This is a genomic window from Neobacillus drentensis, assembly GCF_036965245.1.
Classification (GTDB): Bacteria; Bacillota; Bacilli; order Bacillales; family Cytobacillaceae; genus Neobacillus; species Neobacillus drentensis_G.
Genome location: NZ_JBALPG010000016.1, coordinates 38,916 through 60,594 on the forward strand (window position 1 = coordinate 38,916; position 21,679 = coordinate 60,594).

A 21,679-nucleotide genomic window follows, 5' to 3' on the forward strand; every position below is an offset into this window, starting at 1 on the left:
CTCATTTAGCTATTTCTTCTGTAAGCTTTTCTTGTATGTCAGTTAAAAGTTCGATCGAAACTCCACCATCTAAGGCTGAAAGAAGGCTTAAATAAAAATCATCCGCCTGCTCGGTCATTTGATCTATTAGCCGATTAAATTCGTAATTCAATTCAGTTGAATAATGACTTTTTAATCGGCTAGATTCTTGCTTCAAATAGTTGTCTGCAAGTACATTTAGGATACTATTAAGTTCATCGCTCATGAGTTTCTTTTCGTTTTTTTCAAAAAAGGTCTTTGGATTTTTAAAATACGTCATTCCCTTCGCGAAGATCTGAAGGTCTAAATCTATAAAGGCAGTTGGAAAATCAATTTCTTCACTTTGGACTTTTTCAAATATAGAAAAGGAAAGGTCTTGGTTTATTTCTATAAGGTTCTTAATGAGCCCTGTTTGATACTCCGTAAGCAGTCTTTCAATAAAGCGGTCAGTTCTTACAGTTGTTGCTCTCATTTCTTGGGCAAAATCATAGCCAAGACTTTCGAGAAATTCATCAAGTGCTGCCTGCAGCGACTTTTTCAGATTGCGGCCGTCGTCACGAAGTGATGATGGGTTAAATGCCTCCTTAAAGAAATCACCAAAACGCAAGAATACTCTTTGCTTAATATAGTAAACTAATTCTTCTGTCTCCATGTGCAAACGGTTCTGTAACGGCTCGGCGGTTTGCTTTTGCATTAACGCATTGATCATCCCCTTTTGCTTTTCAATCTCGGATCGTTTTTGCTCCTTAACTGAATGGTCTTCCCTCGAGCTTTGAATAAGCCTGCAAATCAGTTCATGCACACGAGCTAATTCTTTTTCGGCTGACGAAATGGCCATTTCCGTTAAGTCCCTAGAAATAAAATGATAAAACGCTTGCTCGAATTTGCTCATTCCAGAATCTACGATAAGTTTTGAATTCGTTTTTTCATTTATGGCGAGCAAACTTGATAATGGATATAGATGAGGATTTCTGATTCCATATTTCATTAGCTGCTCTGCGACATATTCTGTCACTGTTTCCTGTTCTTCTTCACTTTCGGCAAGATCGATCGCATTAATTATGAAGAACATTTTATCCATTTGGAACGATTCTTTTACACGTCCTAGCTGAATTAAAAATTCTCGGTCGGCTTTTGAAAATGCATGGTTGTAATATGTGACAAAAAGGATTGCATCTGAGTTCTTAATGTAATCAAAGGCAACACCAGTATGGCGGGCGTTAATGGAATCAGCTCCCGGGGTATCAACGAGTGTTATTCCTTTTTGTGTTAACTCACAATCATAGTACAGCTCAATCCATTCGACGTAGCATGATTTTTCTTCTATTGCGACAAATTCATGAAATTCTTTTATCTCAGTTTCCTTTACGGTTCCAAGTAATTCTACAAAAGAAGTATATCCTTTCTTAAATGCCTGTAAAAAGGCAAAATGAGTTTTCTCTAGAACTCCTTCTTTCCCTTTCTCAAGCATAACTTGATCAATTATTTCTGCGCACGCATCGAAATCATTAGCATGTAAATCAAAAACCTTTAAGGCACGATTTACATCCTCAAGCATCGTGTCTCGCTCCTTAAACTTAACCAGAACTGTTCCATGTGGATGTACATCTGAAACCGGCTTAATCTTATTAATGGCAGCCGTAGTCGGATTAGGCGAAACAGGTAATACTTTTTCTCCTAATAGGGCATTAGCAAAAGAGGATTTTCCGGCACTAAAGGCACCAAATAGCGCAACCGTAAAGCCCTGATTTTCCAATCTTTCTGCTTTATCGTTTAATTCCTTTGCAAGCTTCTGAAAACCAGGCAGGGGTTTAATTAGTTCTGATACGTGATGCAGACTTTCAGTAGTATTCTTCAATCGAACTTCACCTTGAATGAAATCATTTTTCCTAGTATCCAGAATGAAAGGTACTTCACTTGTTTTATCAGATTTGTTCTTTTCTTGTTGTAAAGATTTCGTTTCTTTAGTGGAATTGACCACTTCATATTCTTCCTCTTCTTGAACAAAAAGCTCATACACATCTTCCTGAAAGACTGCAAATTGTATAAGAAGATCATCGATTGCTTTTTCTCGTAATAAACTGTTTTGTTCATGCTTTTTCAGAGCTGCTATTGCCTTTACATATCTCTCGATTTTGTATAATTCTTTTTCGTCCCGCTCTTTTTCCTTTGTCGTTTGATTTTTTAATGCTTCTAATAAGTTCTCTTTAAAATCAGCTAGTTGGTTTCTCGCGATTCTTTTGATCTCATTGGCAACATCATCTGTATAATGGATGACGTAATCTCCCGTTAGAAGTGCCCCTGATTTCACTGTATTGATTACCAAATCGATCGGGACAGGGATGGAAAAGGATTGCGCTAAACCTTGAAGTTCAACTTGATTAAGCTCCGTTTCCTTTAAGGTTCGAAGCAAAAATTCTCTTAAATGCCACTCGAGCTGTGATTTTGTTTTTTCAAGCAGATCCAGATAAAAACTGTCTAATCTTTTATTCTTCTCTTCTAAGGTCTTTTGCTTAGAAAATAGAAATCCTACTTTAAATTCTGTTTGTAAGGATTCTAGAAAGCTTTTCGCTAACTCCCTTGTTTGAAAAGGCATGAGATAAGCATTTTTCATGATTTGGGCTATATTGTTATCAAATTCCCTTTCCTTATCTAGAGTACCATCCTTTATTTTCTTTAGATTGGAGGTGCGACTTTGATAGGAGGTTACTAAATCTTGTTTTTCCTGCTCTGTTACTTCTTTTAAAATTTCAAGAGTGGGTATAAGCTCCTCTTCTTCCAGCCTATTTGCTTGGTTTACATGATCTTGGGCTATTTTTTTTAATGAATGAAAAATGGATGGAACGATCAATTGATCCTTTGCATCTAATTTTTCAGCAATAAAAGCCTGAAGCTGTTGGAATTCATTAAAAGGGTGTTCTTTATACTTCAATGATGTATAAAAAATCCTTGCTGGATTGACTCCCCATGAAGCAAAGGAATCAACAACACTCTTTTGAAAGTCTGAAAAACTTAATTCCTCATCTTTATGTTTATCAATTTGGTTAATAACTAGATAAACTTCTTTGCCGGCTTTCGTTAATTCCTTTGTAAATAAAAAATTCAATTCTGCTTGGACATGATTGTAATCCATTACGTAAAAGATTAAATCAGCTAGATGGATAGCGGATTCCGTTGCGATCCGGTGGGCATCATCGGCTGAATCGATTCCCGGTGTATCCATAATCACTGTATTCGATGGAAGACGGGAGTCGCTATGGCTAATCTCCAGTTCTTCGATACTGTCACCGTCTTTACAATAATTCTTAACTAATTCATAGTCATAAGGTGCTAAATAAAGCCTAGGTTTTTCATTTTTAAAAAATACTTTCGCATAATCCTCACCAGATTTAACTTTCACTAGGTTTGCACTAGTCGGAATCGGACTAGATGGCAATAATTTTTCCCCGACAACTTGATTGATCATCGTTGATTTTCCCGCGGAAAAATGACCGCAGAACGCGATAAGGAATTCTCGATTCTCTATCTTTTGGGCAAGCTGTTTTACTTTTTCGGCTTGAATTGGATCATGTTGATCGATTAAATACTCATATATCGAAACGATTTTTCGTTTTAATGTTTGAAAAGTTTCTTTCTGATTGGCTGTTTGCACCATTTTCATTATTCCCCTTAACAACTTAGTAATATTTTTATTTTATACGATAATTCAAACTTTTCCTATCTTGACACCCCTTATGCCAAAAACAATTTTTTAACAGCAAAAAGACCAAGGTTCAGTACCTTGGCCAATTAAATAAGCAATTCTTTATTGTGTAACATTTTTTAAGACGTGCTTCATGACAAATGCATATATAATAATCGTTGCACCAACAAAAGCAAAAGCCATATGTAACACCTTCCTTATCATACTCTCACCTGAGAATGATTTTCATTGTTAAGTTCATTTTAGCACGGCTGATAATCATTTTCAATACTCCTTGTATAACTGTCACATTTATTTAACAATCCTCGGAATGAAGCGATTACAATCTTGAAAGACTTCTTCATATTCTGTTAATGCTTTAAGTGCTTTTTCTTCCACAGGAATTCGAACCATCATCATAATAACGTTTAATACAGTAAACAGAAAAGCAGTATAGTAAGCGTTAAACAATAAAGGCACAACAATCAGTTCGATAGCGACTACAAAATAATTCGGATGCTTTAAAAATCGGTATGGCCCTTTCCTGACCAACTTCGTACCCTGTAAGACAATAATCTTCGTGTTCCAATACTTACCGAGAGATGTGATCGACCAGATTCTCATGAACTGGGCAAAACAAAATAGACCAAAAACAATTGGCCATACCTGAGAAAGCCCCCGTTCTAACAAAATTTTTTCTGTAGATAATACGACAAAAAACAGTACATGCATTATGACAATATACTTATAATGCTGTTCACCAAACTCGACTGCTCCCTGCTGTTTCATCCATTTCTCATTTCCTTTTGCAACAAAAAGTTCTACGGTACGCTGAAGGATGACAAAACTAATTACTATTATAAATAGAAGGAGATCAATCATTTATTCCCACCTCAGTAAGAGTAATTCGGAACTAAATCCTGGACCAAGTGCTGTTCCTAAACCAATGGAATTTTTAGGAATGTCCATTTCCATATATCGCCTTAACACATAAAATATCGTTGCTGAAGACATATTTCCATATTGCCTTAAAACCTTCAAAGAAACTTCATTCATAGAATGAGGAATATCTAAAGCCTTCACATATGCATCCAATACCTTTTTACCGCCAGGATGGGCAATGAAAAAGTCAATTTGCCCCAGGTTGGTTTTGTGCTCTGCTAAAAACCTCGTTACATTTGGCTTTAGCCAGTCTTCGATAATATGTGGGATATCACGGGAAAATATGACGTATAATCCCGAATTTCTTATTTCCCATCCCATCACATCCAAGGAATTTGGCATAAGTGTAGATTGCGTTGCGATAATCGTAGGTGATGCAGCCTTCTTGCTAAACTCCTCTTTATTTACTTCATCACCGCAAACTAAAGCGCAGGCAATTCCATCTGCAAAAAGTGATGTTCCAATTAGATTACTTTTTGAAAGGTCATTCTTCTGAAATGTTAAGCTGCATAGTTCAACGGATAGAACGATGACTTTGGCCTTCGGAAACGCTAAGCAATACTCAAATGCCCTTGATAATCCTGACGCTCCGCCGGCACAGCCAAGCCCCCATATCGGTACCCGTTTTGTATGTGGTTTAAAAGGCAATTGATTCATTATTCTTGCTTCAATACTTGGGGTTGAAATGCCAGTTGTTGAGATAAAAAAAATGGCGTCAATCTCTTCAAAAGAAATATTCTTCTTAAGGAAGATAGGATTAGATAAGCATTTTACAACCGCTTCTTTTCCATGGACCACAGCGGACTCAATGTAGGCATGGTTCTTCTCTTCAAACGAATGATTTTCTTTAAACCATTCAATATTTTTGACAAAATGCCTTTTTTCAATCTGCCCGTTCTGAAAGGCTTTTAACAGTCTTTCAATATCCCTAAATGAGTCAGCAAAAAGTTCTCTTGCAAACTCAGATGCATCGTTCTGGGAAATTTCAAATGGGGGAATAACCTCTGATACAGAAATAATGGCAGGCATCATCATTCTCCTTCCACGTATGTAAGGGTATTTTTTCCAGTATTCAAAAGATTTATGCGAGGGATTTACCATGATTTGATAAAAAAAACTTCCCTATACAGGGAAGCAAACGTTTTGAAGGGTGTTGTTGTGCAATTAAATTATAACGCTGATTAAGATTTCCTTCATTATATAAACATTTCCAATATCTTTATTGCTTTTCAGATTGCTTTTGAACCTCGATCTTTATTTTGTTGCTCGCCAATAATCCGCAAACTTTGCAATATTCTACTTTATTATATAAAAGTCGACATTTTTCGCAATAGAATTTCTCCAACAAAACCACTCACTTCCTATGATAATTAAGACATTTGAAAGGTTCTCTTTATTATATTTTTGATTTTTCACCAATGTGACTTTGATATTGCGCCTCAAACCCTCTTGTTTGTGAAATATTATTCAATTACTTTTATCACAGGGAAGGTTTGATAGTTCACATTTTCTTCACATTTACACCTAATTCATTGTGATAAAAATCACTGTTACATCAAGTTTTTAACATTAACATAGTAGATACCAAAGGTATGAACAATTTGTGAATTTCGAAATTTCATAGTTTACTTTCACGATTGTTTTGTATTATGAAAGAGAACTTATTTATTTAATTCAATTTTCTGAAGGGAGTGCAAGGGGATGGCGAAAGCGGAACTGAAAACAAAACAAAAAACAGAAGTAGAAGACAGCTCTTCTCTTAAAGGGACATTAGCGTCCGTTTTCTTATTGGGAGCGTTTCTTATTGTCACCTGGGCAGGCGTTTACTACCTATTTGTAGACCGTTTTTAATGATTGAAGGGGGAAAAAATTATGCACATGCATAAATTTGAAAAAATTTGGCTGACTTTTGGAATTAGCTGCCTTGTCATTTTTTTAGCAGTAATAGGTGTTAGCGCCTTCTATCTTGGCAACAAACCGCCAAGCTGTTTAACAACTGTTAATCCTGAAAAGGTAGATCAAACCAAACCTTTTGACAAACCAGGACTTCACAAAGTTGAAGGAAAAGATTGGGACTACGAATTAGTTTACGTAGCATCCGCTTTCTCTTATAATCCGGCTAAAGTCGAAGTACCGCTAGGTGCTAAAGTAAAAGTCATTGCCACAACAAAAGACGTCATCCATGGCTTCGAAATGGCTGGGACTAATATTAATATGATGCTTGAACCTGGTTATGTCAGCGAATATACAACAACATTTGACAAAGCAGGCGAATATTTAATTGTTTGTAATGAATATTGTGGTGCCGGGCACCATTTAATGAGTTCGATGATTGAGGTGGTAAAATAATGGTTAACAGTGCAGCTGCAAAAGTAAAAGTTGACCCTCGTGATGCAAAACTTTCAATGGCTCACTTCTTTGTTGCCTTTTCAGCACTTGCTCTTGGAGGATTAATGGGTCTCCTGCAAACCCTTGTCCGTTCCGGAAAATGGGAACTTCCATGGGGAATTGATTATTATCAAATCTTAACAGTTCATGGTGTCTTAATGGGTCTTGTGTTAACAACCTTCTTCATTATGGGATTCCAATATGCTGCTGTAAGCAGAACAACCGGCGGACATTCGAACGCCGCACGCCGCACTGGCTGGATTGGCTTTTGGGTTATGTTAATCGGTACTTTAATGGCAGCTACAATGGTTCTTCTTAAAGAGGCATCTGTTCTTTATACATTTTATGCACCACTTAAAGCTCACTGGATTTTTTACTTAGGTTTAACCTTCGTCGTTGTCGGAAGCTGGCTTGATGGTGCTGCTCAGATCATGACCTATGCAAGATGGCGCAAAAACAATCCTGGTCAGCCAAGTCCATTATTAAGCTTTATGGCAGTAATCAATACGGTTATGTGGATTGTCGCGACTTTGGGTGTAGCTGCAACTGTCCTATTCCAGTTACTTCCTTGGTCACTAGGTTTAGTTGACACTGTAGATGTTTTAGTCAGCCGGACGTTGTTCTGGTACTTTGGACACCCGCTTGTTTATTTCTGGTTACTACCAGCTTATATGTGCTGGTACGCGATTATTCCAAAAATTATTGGCGGAAAAATTTTCTCAGATTCTTTAGCACGATTGTCCTTTATTTTGTTCTTGCTGTTTTCCATTCCGGTTGGTTTTCACCACCAACTAACAGAGCCTGGAATTGATCCTGCTTGGAAGTTTTTCCAAGTAATTCTTACTTTCATGGTGGTTATTCCTTCCTTAATGACTGCTTTCTCTCTATTCGCATCATTTGAGAGATATGGACGGTCTAAGGGAGCGACAGGTCTTTTTGGCTGGTTTAAAGTGCTTCCATGGGGCGACGCCCGCTTTATTGTTCCATTTATCGGTATGGCAAGTTTTATTCCTGCTGGCGCTGGTGGACTTATCAATGCTTCTAACCAAATGGACCAAGTCGTGCATAACACCATTTGGGTAACTGGTCACTTCCATTTAACACTTGCAACATCCGTTGTGTTAACGTTTTTTGGAATTTCCTACTGGTTGGTTCCGCATTTAACTGGACGTAAATTAACGAAAGCCATGAATAAATTAGGCATTATTCAAGCGTGGGTTTGGTTCATTGGTATGACTTTCATGTCAGGTGCAATGCATTTCCAAGGTCTTCTTGGCGGACCAAGACGTTCTGCCTTCTCTACGTACGGCGGTGCAAAGCAAGCAGCTGAGTGGATTCCTTATCAAGTCGCTCAGGCAGTTGGCGGCTCGATATTATTCCTTGGAATTATTTTAGTGCTGATTATCTTTATTAACCTTGCATTCTTTGCTCCTAAAGGAGAACAGGAATTCCCAGTTGCTGAAGCAGAAAACCCGGAAGAAAAAGCACCAATGGTATTTGAAAACTGGAAATTGTGGCTTGGTATTACAGCGGCCCTTATTCTGTTCGCTTACACGATTCCGTTTATTGATATCATTCAAAATGCACCTCCAGGGTCAAAGGGGTTCCAAACCTGGAGTAAATGGTAACTCAATATTATTATTAAGTTAATTTAAAAGGCTTCAATCCTAGATTGAAGCCTTTTTATTATATATCTTCCATTTGCTTTTTTTAGAACGATTAATAAGGAGAACCGAAAAAAGAATTACAATTGATCCGATTGCTTGGATGACCCCAAAACCTTCCTTATAAAGAAAAACACTTAAAATAGTAGCAACAATTGGTTCTACGGTGGCAATGATGGCTGCTTTACTTCCTTCAACTTTTTCAAGCCCTTTTGTATAAAGTAAATAAGCGATTACCGTAGGAAAAAGGCCTAGACCAATCCCATATAAGAGAATATCATCACTCATTAGGAGGCTCCATTTATCCCAGAGATGTGTCAAGGGTAGTAATGCAAGCGATGCGGTGATAAAGGTATACAATGTTACCGTAAAGGTTGAATATTTTTTCAAGGCAAACTTACCAAATATCGTGTATAAGGCATAACCAAAGCCTGCCCCAAGCCCTGTTAGAATCCCGATCGGACGTATGACTGCTGCAGCATTTAGATTGACACCAGCAACCAATACGCAGCCAACAATGGTCGCTAATACGGATAGTATTTTAGTTGAATCCATATTTTCCTTTAAAAATAAATAGGATAATATAGTTACAAATGCTGGTGCTGTATATAATAAAATCACTGCAAGCGACAAATTCATTTGATTAATAGCGGAAAAATAGCACCAATTAAATAAAACAATGCTGCATATCCCCGTTCCAAAAAATAATCCGATATCTGGGAATTTGATTTTCATTTGGACTGGGAATTTTATTACTCCAATCAATCCGAGAAACATTGCAGCTGTAACAACCCTAATCGTAACAATTTCCATCGGGGTAAAACCTGCTTCAGTAAGTTTCCTTACAAATATTGCAATAATCCCCCATAATGATGCACTTATAGCAATAAATATAATGGGTATAGCCTTCTTCAATTTAACTGATAAACCTTTCCATATTTCTCAGAAAGATAATTAATCAAATATTTAGCATTTAGACCTTCTCCTGTGACATCCTGTAAGATTTCAAGCGGCTTCTTCATTTTTCCATATTGATGAATATTTTTTGTCAGCCATTCTTTAATAGGGAGTAGGTTACCTTCCTCTAATAAAAGATCAAAATTTGGAAGCTCCTCGATCATTTTATGCTTAAATTGTGCTGCATACATATACCCTAAGGCGTAGGATGGGAAATAACCAAAGCTGCCTCCAGCCCAGTGGACATCCTGAAGCACTCCCACTCCGTCATTTTCAGGACAAATGCCTAAGTACTCTTCGTACTTGTCATTCCAAATCTTTGGCAGGTCTTTCACTTCAATTTCATCATTAAATAACCCTTTTTCAATCTCATACCGGATCATCACATGAAGCGGGTAGGTTAATTCGTCTGCTTCAATTCTAATCAGTGATGGCTTAGATTCATTAATTGCACGATAGAATTCTTCTATTTCAACTTGATCAAACTGACCATTTGTATATGACTTCAATAAGTCGTAGTTATTTTTCCAAAATGAAAAACTTCGTCCTAGAATATTCTCATAGAAAAGAGACTGCGATTCGTGAATTCCCGTTGAGGTTCCAGTGCAAAGCGGTGTACCAATCAAGGATTTTGAAATATTTTGTTCGTATAAAGCATGACCGCCCTCGTGAATTGTACCAAAAACAGCTGTACGAAAGTCGTTTTCATCATACCTTGTGGTCACACGGACATCTCCGGGATTTAAACCGATTGCAAAAGGATGAACGGTTTCATCAAGTCTTCCTGCATTGAAGTTATAACCCATTTTTCCGAGGATGTTCAAACTAAATTCGCGCTGATTTTCCTTAGAAAATCTTTCAAATATGAAATCTGTTTTGGGCTTATTGGAGGACTCTGAAATCTGTTTGACCAAAGGGACAATTTTTTTCCTTAGTTCGCCAAATACTTGATCCAATACTTCCATGGTAATACCAGGTTCGTACATGTCTAATAAAACATCATACTTATTTTCTTCATAGCCCCAATAGCTGATGAACCGTTTTGTCATTGCAACTAGCTTTTCTAGATATGGACTAAACAATGCAAAATCAGCCTTTTCCTTGGCTTCCTCCCAGACACTTTCTGCCTTTGATTGGAGTATGACAAACTCTTTGTATTCTTCGGCTGGTATTTTTTTGTTTCGCTCATATTCCTTTTTGCACTCTTCGAGGATCTTTTTCGTTTTTTCGGAAATCGGCTGTTTTGATAAATTGGCTATGTAAGCTGCCATCTCCTCGGATGTGGACATTTTAAATACCTCAGAAGATAACATTCCGATCACTTCCGACCGTTGCTCCACCGCCTGCTTGGGAGCACCCGTTCTAAGATCCCAATAAATTAATCCTAGTGCTTCATTATAAGCAGACATTTTTTTTACATAATCCAAAAATTCTTTTTCTAATTGTACAAAACTCATTGGAAATCCCCCTCTCTTACTGACAGATAAATTTTACCATATTTTTCTGAAAAAAAGTTGTTGTACGGTTTTAACTGGATAAAAAACAACAGAATAGAAATTCTGTTGTAAAATAAAGATAAAGGGAAAAGAGGATGTAACCTAGAATTAAATTACTTACGTAAAATGATTAGAAAAGGTTAAGTGACTAGTCTTTTTCAAAGACACTTAAGACAAAAAATTACTTCATTTTCACTCCTTTTTAGATTGTTAACTTCTTTTTTATAATAAGTATACTTCAACATATGATTAGTGCTTCGTTACACACCTAAACCATGATTTTATTAATACTATTGATAAGTCTGGGGGCTAGAAAATTGAGAGAATTAGTAAGTTTATGTAAATGCTGTCAAAAAGGTGTTTATTGCATAGATGGTTTTTTTAACGGTGTCTATACAGAAGAAAAAGAAATTTACTGTTTTGAATGCTATGAAAAACTGATGAAAAAAAAACGAAAATCCGCAAAGCTAAGCTTTACGGATTTTTTCTATTATTCTTCATCCAATGCTAAATCTTTTACTGGAAGTCTCTCCCCTTCTTTATGCGTTGGTTTTCGCAAATTAAAGAGTGCTTTTACACAGAATAACATCAATACCACTACGCCAATAAGGAAAATGGTGTCAGGCACCGCTCGCCAGGTTAGTAATGTTTGGACAAGATCCTTTTGTAGGAAGGCTGCTGAACGGGACGCAGCGTATCCATGGTTGAATGCTTCTTTGATTTGAATGAAACCGACAGGAAGTAAGGATAAGAAGACCATACCTGCAAGACCTACGTTCAACATGATACAGCTGAATTTCAGCCATTTATCGTTCCAAGCCTCTGGTTTCACAATATTCCTTAATGAGTAAAGAAGTACCGCACAAGCAAACATACCGTATACACCCATCATAGACCCATGACCATGTGCTGGTGTTAAGAACTGTCCATGTTCGAAATAGCTTACGGCCGGTAAATTAATTAAGAATCCAAGCACACCTGCTCCAACTAGGTTCCAGATGGCAACAGAGATTAAAAACCAGAAAGTACCTTTGTAGGGGAAGTCAAAACCGCCAGCGCGCATCATTTTGTATTGTTCATATGCTTCAAGAATCAATAATGTTAATGGAATTACTTCCATAGCAGAGAACACGGCTCCAAGTCCGATCCAAATTTCAGCAGACCCATTATAGTAGTAGTGGTGTCCAATTCCGATTACTCCACTCCCAAGCAGTAAAATTAATTGAAAATACAACTGTCTTACTGTTGATTTTTTTGTTACTAGGCCTAACTGAACCAATAAGAAACCAATTACAACAACAGCGAATACTTCAAAAATACCTTCAACCCATAAGTGGATAATCCACCAGCGCCAGTAATCTGCAAATGTAAAACTTGTTCCTGGGTTGATAAACAAGGCAAAGATATAGAATGCAGGTACAGCAATCGCTGAGTAGAATAATAAGTGGACTAGGCCGCCCTTGTCGGTTTCTCGTTTAAGCCCCGCCCTAATTCCTCGATAAACAATAAACAGCCAGATGAGCATTCCGACAATCAGAATCAGCTGCCAAATTCGTCCTAACTCGATATATTCCCAGCCAGTGTGTCCGAATAGGAACCAATTGTTTCCTAAATAGCCATTGGCACCAAGCCATTCTCCAACCATACTGCCGACAACTAGGACAACCAATGCCCAGAATAAAATATCGACTAATAATCCTTGTTTCTTGGGTTCATATCCTCCTACTAGTGGAGCTATGTAAATACCCATTCCAAGCCAAGCAGTTGCAATCCAGAAAATAGTTAGCTGCAAATGATAACCCTTCGCAATATTAAATGGTAGAATATCGTGAATCCACTTCAATCCAAAGAAACTATCCGGCTCTATATAATAGTGGGCTAATAGTGCCCCAAACATACATTGAACAAAGAATAATGCGGAAACTATGACAAAATATTTTCCACTCTTTACCTGAGAGCTCGTCACTGGCATTTTGCGTAAATCAATTCGTGGAAAATTACCCTCTTTATACGCTTCTTGCATGCCAAATTGATAGCGGTAGAAGAAGAAAAGAATAACTCCAACCATTAAAACAAATAGCGTGATACTGGCACCGCTCCACCAGATAGCCGAAAAGGATAAATGGTTTCCGGCATCTTCGTAGTAAGGCCAGTTATTCGTATAGGTAATATTATCACCTTGACGAACAGTACTAGAGAGCCAAGCTGTCCAGAAGAAGAAATCAGATATTTGCGTAATTTGGTCGCCTTGTGCAACATAGGCACGATCTGTTTTTGGCACATCTCCTTCTTTAATTAGGCTTGCCTTTAATCCCCAGCCATCACCTTTTGAAAATACCTCTTGATAATGTGCTCTTACTTTCTCAAGTCCGAACTCTTGTGCATTAGTTAATACCATTGTATCCTTACTGCTGTCATAGCGATTCTTGCGCATTTCTTTAATGACATTATTTTTAATAACGGATTTTTCATCCTCATTTAACGAGACATAATCCTTACTATACTTTTTATTTGCTTTAAAATCTTGCATTCCTTCTGTATAAATTTTAAGGGCTTCAGCCGTATAGTCAGGACCCATGTAAGAACCGTGTCCTAAAACTGTACCGTAGTCCATTAAACCGTACTTTTGAAAAACTGCCTGACCTCCCATAATGGAGTCTTTTGTTAAAAGGACATCGCCTTTTTCATTCGTTACTTTTAATGGTCTGGGTGCTTGTTCCTTAAATATCCAATAGCCGCCAGCAAGCAAGACAGTGAAGCTAAGTAAAATGGTGACAACTAAAATAGATTTCAATAATCCATTTTTATTTGGCATTACTAAATTTTTTGTTATTGTCCCCCGTTGTATTTCCATGCTTTTCATCCTCTCATGTTTCATTACAATTGGTATTTTAACTTTGATACCTATCTTACAAAGTGAAGTACCTCATTTTATCCCTGTGATTTTTCTCACATCACTGAGAATAATTTTTACAAAAGGTGACAGCTATGACGGAGGTCACATATTCGATGTAATATCATTGCTACAATGTAACTAAATCGAATTAATAATATGAAGGTGATGTTAATGAAGCATGAGGATATAATAAAACGGTTGTCTGACGTCCCTATCTTCAAAGAATTATCTTTAGCAGAGCTTGATCCAATCATTAAGATTGCTCAAACGCGCTTTTATAGACATAAGATGTATGTTTTTATGCAGGATGATCTTCTTGACCGCGTGTTCTTTATACATAGCGGGAAAATCAAAATTTGTAAAACAGATCAATCAGGTAAAGAACAATTAATCTCCGTCCTTGAGCCTGGTGAAATGTTTCCCCATGCAGGATTTTTCAGAAAAGGGAATTTTCCGGCACATGCCGAGGTGATGGAAGATGCCTATCTCATTGTCATCCCGATTGACAAATTTGAAGAAATCCTTATTTCCTATCCAGAACTGTGCATTAAACTATTTAAAGTGTTAGGAGAAAAGATTGTTGATCTGCAAGGAAGACTAGAGGCACAAGTTCTCCATAATACGTTTGAACAAATTATTTTACTTCTTATTAGACTTTGTAAATCAAACGGTGAGATGGCCGGAGAACATTACAAGCTTACAACCCAGTTCACTAATCGAGAATTAGCCAATATGATAGGCACTTCTAGAGAAACAGTTAGTAGAACCATTAATCATGTGAAGAAAAAAGAATACGTTACCCTGGATGAAAATGGATTTTACCTAATCGACCGTGAGGCATTACAAAAAGAATTATTTTATTAATAATAAAATCAGGCTGTCGAATAACTCTCGGCAGCCTCTTATTTTATTCATTTACTCAATAATTCACCGCGTCAATTCGGTATAATATTATTGGTGTATAGGCTTTTAAACAGGTCTGTTGATTGGCGCTCCAAGCACTTCGCTTTCCGCGGGAGTACGGGGCAGGACATTGAATTGCATCCTTGAATCTGCCCACGCACGAAGGAAATGCGTTAGCATTTTCGAGGAGTCATCGTGCCTTCCGCGCCAATCAACAGAGTGCTTTCAATAAAGACCTTCAACTCAACAAATAAATTATAAAAATAAGTGATGAAATCAATGTTTAAGCCAAAAGAGTCTAGCCAAAGTGAATATGAATTTGTATCTATTGATGAATTGGTACCTGATGACCATCTTCTTCGTTTAAATATTTTTCAGGAGATTTTTGATGAAATTGTTCTTCTAACAATGAATCATAAGATGGTTGGCGAACGTGTTTTATTTACGGATTCTACATACTTAAAGGCAAATGCAAGTGAACAGGCTCTTCTTACTGCAGCCTGCCAAAATATAAAAAAGATTGTAACACACTTGGCAAGGTTAGAAAAAGTGTGTTGCAATACTTTAAATTGAATTGCCTCCCTGTTGATTGGAGCGGAGGACACTCGACTCCTGCGGGATAGAGAGGTCACTGGAGACCCCGCAGGCCGCCAAAGCGCCGAGGAGAAGGAAAAGCGGAAGCGCCTTGTCCAGCCCCGACAAGCGCTGGAGGGCCTGACGTTGAAGTCGTTCTTTGACTTCAGCGGCAGGACCGAAGCGACCTCAAGGGGCTAGGCGCTGCAGCTAGACGGGCTCCTGGACCTCCCCGCGGAAAGCGAGTGCCTGGAGTGGAAATCAACAGGCCCATTCGCAGGGACAATCAATAAATTTGGTATTTAGATTTTGACAGAATAAAAAATTGCCCAGAAAAATACCCTTTCTCGACAATCTGATTTTATTAATAATAAAATGTTTATCAATTAAAAAAGAGGGGCAGTTGATCGATCATATGGAACAAAGAATCATAGAATTGGACGTCCGTGAGGATTAAAAAAAATTGAGCCCTATCAAAATAATATGGAAGCCATAAAGGAATATAAAGAACATGATCTCTTTATCCTTCATGAACGTTGTTGATTTAGGCTTACTTTATCATGTTGACATTACTGAAGATGCCAATGCTAAGATTACAATGACACTGACAACACCAGGGTGCCCGCTTCATGACAGCATTACAAAAGGTGTACGCTTTTGTGTGGAAGGAATTGAGGAAACAAGAAATGTCGAGGTCAATCTTGTTTGGGAACCTGCATGGTCACCTGACAAAATGACAGACGCGGGAAAAAGTTATTTAGGAAGGTGATAAAAAACGGAAGCACTCTTTTTGAGGGCCTCCGTTTTTTTATTTAAGCTTCTTTTGGCTTGGTTGGAATGGCGTCTATAACACTCTGTAATACGTTAAAATCAGGATCTTCTTCTATCATGATATGAACCGTTCCCTGATCCTTTTCACTCCGAATTAATCGTCCTACACCCTGCCTTAGCCGGAGGAGCATATAGGGTAAATCCACCTCGAAGAATGGATTATCCACCCCATTTCTCTTTGCAGTAAAAACTGGGTCGTTAGGCGGGAAGGGAAGCGAAAAAATCAAGACATTTTCAAGTGATCTTCCCGGAATATCAAGACCCTCCCAGAGATGGATGGAACATAAAATCGCATGCTCCTCATTTTGAAACTTCGAAACGAGTGTGCTTATCTCCTCGTCACCTTCAAAATAAATTGGATAAGGAATTACTCCTGATAGCTGCTTTTTAATATGCGATAGTTCTTCTTTATTATTTAAAAGTATTAGAGCCCGACCCTCTGAGTGATAAATCATTTTTATAAGATAATTAATTTTATCTTCCATGCTTCCTTTTGGAAAGCCTGGTAGATAGACTTCCATCTTTTCATCATAGACAAATGGTGATGCAACAGAAAAGGATAAGTAATCCTTCACTCCAAGACTGTTTGCTATATAGTCAAACGATTTTTGGTTGGACAGTGTTGCAGACGAAAAAATAAACGGCTTTTTCTGTGAGAACACTTCTTCACGCATCACTTCTTCGACCATTTTTGGCATGATAACCAGCGTTCGTTCTCCCCCGCCTTCTTCAAACCAAGTGATTCCATTCAATTCTTGTAAGAAAAGCGATAAAGAATAGGTGATTTGCTCCAAATACTCCTCAACAATTTTTAAATCATACTCACTAATAACATATAGCTCGCTTTCAAATACAAGTTCTTCCTCTAAGGATTGAAGAGTTGAAAGCAGCTTCCTGCATGTTTTTAATACTAAAGGATGCTTAGTAATAATTTGTTTTTCAGAACCTTTTGTATGCTCGGTATATTTTGAAATGGCGTCAAAAAATGATTCATTATCTAAAAGCGCTTCTTCTATTGTGTACAATGTTTTCTCGCGCACTTCATTTTCCATTAACCTTGTAAGCAGCGTATCTAATGTATAATCTGTAAATCGGTAACTTAACGCTTTTTGCGCAGCATATTCAAGCAAGTGTCCTTCATCAAAAACAACAGAAGAATGCTCAGGCAGCAGTGGCAGCTGCCCTTCCCGCTTTCGTGATTCCTTTGTCCAAATATGCTCCATATAAAAATCATGGGAACAGATGATTAAATCCGTTGAATGCCGATAATATTCCCTGTGCAATGTCAACCCGCAGCGATGGCGTTTTTCACAGGAAAAACAATCCTGAAGAGTATCCCAATTAATATTGCTCCATTTTTCATCTGATAAATTAGGAAAATCCCGTCTGTCTCCGTACCTTTCAAAAGACTGCATCGAGCCGCCCATGTGGATAAAATCAGGCAGTTTTTGATAAATATCAGATATTTCATCTGATATTTCATTATTCCGAACCTGATCAAGCTTTTTTAAACACAGGTACTGACCTCGTGATTTTGCCAGCCGAACATCGATATTCAATCCGAGTACATTCTCAAGCTTGGCAATATCTCCTTCTTTTTTTACAAGCTGCTCAATTAGGGTCTCATCGGCACAGGCAATCACAGCAGGCCTATTTGTATACCTTGCATACATTATCGAGTATAGCAAATACACAATCGTCTTCCCTGTTCCAACTCCTGCTTCAGCAAACATTACTTTTTTATCCTTAAATGCTTTTTCTAATTGAAAAGCCATGTAAATTTGTTCATCCCTCAGTTCGAAGCCTGCCTCGGGCAAAATATCATAAAATATGTCGCCAATCCATTCTCCTAATTTGTCATAGAAGGATTCGGTTTTGGAAACATCAAACGGCATTCGGTTTTGCATAGTCTACCTCCAAAAAAAGAAGAGCGCTAGGATTAGCACTCGACATATAATTTTTTATATAAAATTGAAAGTTATTTCGGATCAACCTTCACGTGGTGGTCGTTTTCCCCAGTATTGATATAAGTCTGTTCGAATAAATCCATTAAATAGCTTCCGTTTCTTAGTTGCTGGTTTTCCATAATATTGCTCAAACTCTTCATTTGATGTCATGATATAAATCGACCACGTATCAAGCTTACTAAATGCCTGCCCCATTTCCTTATACATTTGCTCGACAGCCTTTTTATCCCCAAGTCTTTCACCGTATGGGGGATTTCCGACAATGACACCGTATTCCTTACTTGTTGAAATGTCTCTCACCTGCATCTGCTTAAAGTAAATTAAATCACCAAAGCCGGCCTCAAAGGCATTTTCCTGAGCAATTTTTACCATCCGATGGTCTATATCAGATCCTGTTATGTCCAAGAGCTGATCATAATTCGCCAAGTCTTCAGCTTCATTCCGAGCTTCATCCCAAACCTTAGGAGAGATCCAATTCCAGCCTTCCGAAACAAATTCACGGTTAAATCCTGGAGCAATATTCTGTCCTATCATTGCTGCTTCTATGGGAATAGTCCCAGAACCGCAGAAAGGATCAATAAAGGGGCGGTCTCCCTTCCAATTAGTTAACATCACAAGCGCGGCTGCAAGTGTCTCCTTTAATGGTGCTTCACCCTGGTCAATCCGGTAGCCTCGCTTATGTAGGCCCTGACCGCTCGTATCAATGGTAATAGTCGCAATATCCTTTAACAAGGCGACTTCAATACGGTAGAGGGCACCGCTTTCCTCAAACCAAGTGCTCCTCTTATAATGCTTTTTCAGACGTTCAACAACGGCTTTTTTGACAATCGCCTGACAATCAGAGACACTAAAAAGCTTCGATTTTACAGATTTTCCAACAACAGGAAATTCTGCATCTTCAGGTAGGAATTTTTCCCACGGCAGTGCTTTCGTCTTTTCAAATAATTCATCAAAGGTGAAGGCCTTAAATTCGCCAACCTTGATTTTTATTCTGTCAGCCGTTCGAAGCCACAAATTACTGCGGGCAATGGCAGCTTCGTCCCCAGTATAGGTAACCTTCCCATTCTCAACTTCACAGTCATATCCAAGCGATCGTACTTCTTTTGCAACTAAGGCTTCTAGCCCCATTGCCGCTGTAGCAATTATTTGATAGTTTCCCATATCTTCACCCTTAAGTAAGTTTCAATTGTATGTATGTTTTCGATTTCCTAGAATAATGGTATATACGCTTTCATTATTGACAAAAAACAAACAGTGAATGCCATTATTACCAATAAAAAAGCTCCCCAATTCAGGAGAGCCGTTTCTTATCCAGCATACATTCCCATTAATAACGTTCTGTAAGCCATGTTCTGTACCATAGTACTGCAAACGACCATTAGTCTCGTACTTAGGTGGTAATCATCTATCTACAGATTTACGTTGAAATCTGTCCTTCTCCTCGTTCAATTCCTCAGAGAAAGTTCCCCTACCATTATTTGGGTTTCTCGCTCGTGGGGTTTACCCGTTCCACCCTTTCCATTTCTAGAAAGGCTACGTCACTGTGGCACTTTTATAGGTACACATACCATATCCTAAAAAGACTTAGGTATTTTCCCGGCCGTCAATTGGACTTACACCCAACTGCCCTAGCTTATGATTTCGCTAGGCACGAACACTACGAGCATCGCAGCCCGTGCGAGCATGGACTTTCCTCAACAATTCGCGTAAAGCTCATTGCAGCGATTACCCGAACGTCATTAATGATACTTTTCTATTATATGTATTTCCTGCTGTTAATTCAATGGTTATTATTAGGAAATTGCGATACAAACTGTCAATCGTATAGTTTACTGCCAAAAACATGTTTTTCCAGATTGGATAATCTTTTTAAAATATCAAAATTAGTCGTCCCAGCTGGTTGTGCCACAGGCTGTCTTTTTGACGATTCCTCAAGCTGTTTTCGAAGCCTTATGTTTTCATGTTGCAGTTCTTCTATTTCTTGATGGAACATTTCATAATCTTTAATGATTAAATCCAAAAATTTATCAACATCTTCTTGTCTATAACCTCGAACACCGGTTTTAAACTCTTTTTCTAAAATATCCTTAGCTGTTAATTTCACGTTATCAGCCAACATTCAAATCACCTCAAGTTTAGCCAATCATTAACTATTATTTTTTCAAAAATAAGTCCTTTTGTCAATTTTCTTTTGTTTTTTAAATTAATGGTTAGTAAAATCATTTCATTATATAGGTAAACTGCTTAAGCATTCCTTAAAAATCTGCTTGTTTATACTGTTCTTCCTCTACAATCATTTGTAGATCGTAAAATGTAATTAAGTCAATCGAAAAGGCGTGATTTTTTTGATATTGAATAGCCAGCTCATATAAATACTTCGGACTACCTTCCTTTTCATGATCATAAAGGAGAAGAAGGCCATCACTTTTTTCGATAAAAAATTGATTTTTTAAGCGAAACTGCCAAGGCTTCTCATATCCCATTTTTGATACAGAATCAATGTAATCTGCCCCAGCCAAAACAGACTCATACCATTCTCTGTTTGTTTCATTCCAGGATGCCTCCTGTTCAAGAAACGGAGTGATTACCGCAAGCTTTAAATTGGGAAATTCCTTCTGTATTTCAAATATAACCTCAGCAGCCCAAAGTTCTACCCCTAATTGCCCGCTAATCAGCACCCATTCTAAGCCATCCTCAATCATAGGCAGTAAAAACTTCTTGATGGCGGCTTTAATAAATAAAACGGATGGATGGTCTTTTTTAAAAATTCCTATTTCAAACGGTTTATACCCTGAAATGGTCAGCACTTTAATCAAGAATGATCTCCCCCTAAAAATTTTTTTAAATGGACAAACATTTTGTTCAAAAAAGCATATCATAAAGTAAGAAGCAATAAAAAACAAGGGCTAAAAAGCCCTTGCAATTAACACCCCTGAAGTTATGGTCGAGGACCCATAAATGGTCCTGGTGCGAAACCTGGGCCTCCTGGTCCGAAACCTGGGCCTCCTGGTGCAAAGCCTGGGCCTCCTGGTGCGAAGCCTGGGCCTCCTGCTCCAAAACCTGGGACGACATTTGCAGCAGGTATTCCGCCTGGTGCACATGGGTTACAGCAGTTGATTTGCTGATTGCATACATCTTCACAGCATGAAGCAGTTTGCGGGCAGTAATGTTTATGTTGGTATAAGTGATGATTCACCGTTGTTGCGTGTACTGGATGAATATGCGGCACCACTGTTGTAGAAAACGTATGGTTTACAATTTCCTGAGTCGGATGGATGACTGGCGGCAAAAAATTTGTTCCAAGATACATATAAAAATCTCCTTTCAAATATTCTGTTTACATTAACAGCCTATGTTAAAGG

General features: G+C 38.0%; 17 protein-coding genes and 1 other RNA gene. 6 read left to right on the forward strand and 12 right to left on the reverse strand.

The annotated features are described in order from the left end of the window. Position 1: 1 nt before the first annotated feature. The 3 genes from V7150_RS04090 to V7150_RS04100 form a co-directional block, all read right to left on the reverse strand. Entirely contained in the window at positions 2-3,673 is a 3,672-nt protein-coding gene (locus V7150_RS04090) for a dynamin family protein (protein WP_335513855.1), read from the reverse strand. A gap of 339 nt (positions 3,674-4,012) precedes the next feature. After that, positions 4,013-4,582 carry an isoprenylcysteine carboxyl methyltransferase family protein gene (locus V7150_RS04095; protein ID WP_335513858.1) on the reverse strand — a complete coding sequence of 190 codons (570 nt, stop codon included), beginning with the start codon at positions 4,580-4,582 and terminating at the stop codon, positions 4,013-4,015. Further along, positions 4,583-5,671, reverse strand: coding sequence for a type III polyketide synthase (locus V7150_RS04100; RefSeq protein WP_335513887.1), 1,089 nt, complete (start codon positions 5,669-5,671; stop codon positions 4,583-4,585). Between the two features lie 672 nt (positions 5,672-6,343). Here V7150_RS04100 and V7150_RS04105 point away from each other — a divergent pair. Genes V7150_RS04105 through V7150_RS04115 form a run of 3 tightly spaced genes read left to right on the forward strand, consistent with a single transcriptional unit; the run spans position 6,344 to position 8,658 of the window. Beyond that, the gene (locus V7150_RS04105) at positions 6,344-6,493 is read left to right on the forward strand and encodes a cytochrome c oxidase subunit 2A (RefSeq protein WP_335513860.1); all 150 of its coding nucleotides are present in this window, start codon (positions 6,344-6,346) and stop codon (positions 6,491-6,493) included. 21 nt (positions 6,494-6,514) lie between these two features. After that, positions 6,515-6,991, forward strand: coding sequence for a cytochrome c oxidase subunit II (locus V7150_RS04110; protein ID WP_335513862.1), 477 nt, complete (start codon positions 6,515-6,517; stop codon positions 6,989-6,991). Next, the gene (locus V7150_RS04115) at positions 6,991-8,658 is read left to right on the forward strand and encodes a b(o/a)3-type cytochrome-c oxidase subunit 1 (protein WP_335513864.1); all 1,668 of its coding nucleotides are present in this window, start codon (positions 6,991-6,993) and stop codon (positions 8,656-8,658) included. The genes V7150_RS04110 and V7150_RS04115 overlap by 1 nt, the downstream gene beginning before the upstream one ends. A gap of 39 nt (positions 8,659-8,697) precedes the next feature. Here V7150_RS04115 and V7150_RS04120 read toward each other — a convergent pair whose 3' ends face one another. The 3 genes from V7150_RS04120 to V7150_RS04130 form a co-directional block, all read right to left on the reverse strand. Beyond that, positions 8,698-9,609: a DMT family transporter gene (locus V7150_RS04120; protein ID WP_335513866.1), complete on the reverse strand. Its 912-nt coding sequence runs from the start codon at positions 9,607-9,609 to the stop codon at positions 8,698-8,700. Continuing rightward, positions 9,606-11,108 (reverse strand): carboxypeptidase M32, encoded by a 1,503-nt coding sequence (locus V7150_RS04125; RefSeq protein ID WP_335513868.1) that lies wholly within the window; start codon positions 11,106-11,108, stop codon positions 9,606-9,608. Before V7150_RS04125 ends, V7150_RS04120 begins: the two co-directional genes overlap by 4 nt. A gap of 529 nt (positions 11,109-11,637) precedes the next feature. Then, the gene (locus V7150_RS04130) at positions 11,638-14,001 is read right to left on the reverse strand and encodes a nitric-oxide reductase large subunit (RefSeq protein ID WP_335513870.1); all 2,364 of its coding nucleotides are present in this window, start codon (positions 13,999-14,001) and stop codon (positions 11,638-11,640) included. Positions 14,002-14,214: 213 nt separating this feature from the next. Here V7150_RS04130 and V7150_RS04135 point away from each other — a divergent pair, with 213 nt between their 5' ends. The 3 genes from V7150_RS04135 to V7150_RS04145 all read left to right on the forward strand — a co-directional run bounded on the left by V7150_RS04135 (position 14,215) and on the right by V7150_RS04145 (position 16,288). Beyond that, on the forward strand, positions 14,215-14,907 hold the full coding sequence (locus tag V7150_RS04135; protein ID WP_335513872.1) for a Crp/Fnr family transcriptional regulator: 693 nt from the start codon (positions 14,215-14,217) through the stop codon (positions 14,905-14,907). Positions 14,908-15,216: 309 nt separating this feature from the next. After that, positions 15,217-15,519, forward strand: a complete 303-nt coding sequence (locus V7150_RS04140) for a hypothetical protein (RefSeq protein ID WP_335513890.1) — start codon at positions 15,217-15,219, stop codon at positions 15,517-15,519. Positions 15,520-16,048: 529 nt separating this feature from the next. Then, positions 16,049-16,288, forward strand: a complete 240-nt coding sequence (locus V7150_RS04145) for a metal-sulfur cluster assembly factor (RefSeq protein WP_335513874.1) — start codon at positions 16,049-16,051, stop codon at positions 16,286-16,288. A gap of 43 nt (positions 16,289-16,331) precedes the next feature. Here V7150_RS04145 and V7150_RS04150 read toward each other — a convergent pair whose 3' ends face one another. The 6 genes from V7150_RS04150 to V7150_RS04175 all read right to left on the reverse strand — a co-directional run bounded on the left by V7150_RS04150 (position 16,332) and on the right by V7150_RS04175 (position 21,627). Beyond that, complete coding sequence (locus tag V7150_RS04150; protein WP_335513875.1) at positions 16,332-18,257, reverse strand: ATP-dependent DNA helicase; 1,926 nt, start codon at positions 18,255-18,257, stop codon at positions 16,332-16,334. A gap of 81 nt (positions 18,258-18,338) precedes the next feature. Continuing rightward, the gene (locus V7150_RS04155) at positions 18,339-19,478 is read right to left on the reverse strand and encodes a THUMP domain-containing class I SAM-dependent RNA methyltransferase (RefSeq protein WP_335513877.1); all 1,140 of its coding nucleotides are present in this window, start codon (positions 19,476-19,478) and stop codon (positions 18,339-18,341) included. Between the two features lie 175 nt (positions 19,479-19,653). After that, an RNA gene (rnpB, locus tag V7150_RS04160) (RNase P RNA component class B) lies at positions 19,654-20,054 on the reverse strand. A 79-nt stretch (positions 20,055-20,133) separates the two neighbouring features. Further along, on the reverse strand, positions 20,134-20,436 hold the full coding sequence (gene gpsB, locus V7150_RS04165) for a cell division regulator GpsB (RefSeq protein ID WP_335513879.1): 303 nt from the start codon (positions 20,434-20,436) through the stop codon (positions 20,134-20,136). Between the two features lie 136 nt (positions 20,437-20,572). Continuing rightward, positions 20,573-21,130 (reverse strand): DUF1273 domain-containing protein, encoded by a 558-nt coding sequence (locus V7150_RS04170; RefSeq protein ID WP_335513888.1) that lies wholly within the window; start codon positions 21,128-21,130, stop codon positions 20,573-20,575. Positions 21,131-21,255: 125 nt separating this feature from the next. Beyond that, on the reverse strand, positions 21,256-21,627 hold the full coding sequence (locus V7150_RS04175; protein ID WP_335513880.1) for a CotD family spore coat protein: 372 nt from the start codon (positions 21,625-21,627) through the stop codon (positions 21,256-21,258). Between the last annotated feature and the right edge of the window lie 52 nt (positions 21,628-21,679).

Excerpts from the sequence above, each read along its gene's own strand:
- V7150_RS04140 (WP_335513890.1), top strand. The coding sequence starts at position 15,217 with ATGAAATCAATGTTTAAGCCAAAAGAGTCTAGCCAAAGTGAATATGAA.
- V7150_RS04100 (WP_335513887.1), bottom strand. The coding sequence starts at position 5,671 with ATGCCTGCCATTATTTCTGTATCAGAGGTTATTCCCCCATTTGAAATT.
- V7150_RS04110 (WP_335513862.1), top strand. The coding sequence starts at position 6,515 with ATGCACATGCATAAATTTGAAAAAATTTGGCTGACTTTTGGAATTAGC.
- gpsB (WP_335513879.1), bottom strand. The coding sequence starts at position 20,436 with ATGTTGGCTGATAACGTGAAATTAACAGCTAAGGATATTTTAGAAAAA.
- V7150_RS04125 (WP_335513868.1), bottom strand. The coding sequence starts at position 11,108 with ATGAGTTTTGTACAATTAGAAAAAGAATTTTTGGATTATGTAAAAAAA.
- V7150_RS04090 (WP_335513855.1), bottom strand. The coding sequence starts at position 3,673 with ATGGTGCAAACAGCCAATCAGAAAGAAACTTTTCAAACATTAAAACGA.
- V7150_RS04095 (WP_335513858.1), bottom strand. The coding sequence starts at position 4,582 with ATGATTGATCTCCTTCTATTTATAATAGTAATTAGTTTTGTCATCCTT.
- V7150_RS04105 (WP_335513860.1), top strand. The coding sequence starts at position 6,344 with ATGGCGAAAGCGGAACTGAAAACAAAACAAAAAACAGAAGTAGAAGAC.
- V7150_RS04135 (WP_335513872.1), top strand. The coding sequence starts at position 14,215 with ATGAAGCATGAGGATATAATAAAACGGTTGTCTGACGTCCCTATCTTC.
- V7150_RS04175 (WP_335513880.1), bottom strand. The coding sequence starts at position 21,627 with ATGTATCTTGGAACAAATTTTTTGCCGCCAGTCATCCATCCGACTCAG.
- V7150_RS04115 (WP_335513864.1), top strand. The coding sequence starts at position 6,991 with ATGGTTAACAGTGCAGCTGCAAAAGTAAAAGTTGACCCTCGTGATGCA.
- V7150_RS04145 (WP_335513874.1), top strand. The coding sequence starts at position 16,049 with ATGAACGTTGTTGATTTAGGCTTACTTTATCATGTTGACATTACTGAA.
- V7150_RS04155 (WP_335513877.1), bottom strand. The coding sequence starts at position 19,478 with ATGGGAAACTATCAAATAATTGCTACAGCGGCAATGGGGCTAGAAGCC.
- V7150_RS04130 (WP_335513870.1), bottom strand. The coding sequence starts at position 14,001 with ATGGAAATACAACGGGGGACAATAACAAAAAATTTAGTAATGCCAAAT.
- V7150_RS04150 (WP_335513875.1), bottom strand. The coding sequence starts at position 18,257 with ATGCAAAACCGAATGCCGTTTGATGTTTCCAAAACCGAATCCTTCTAT.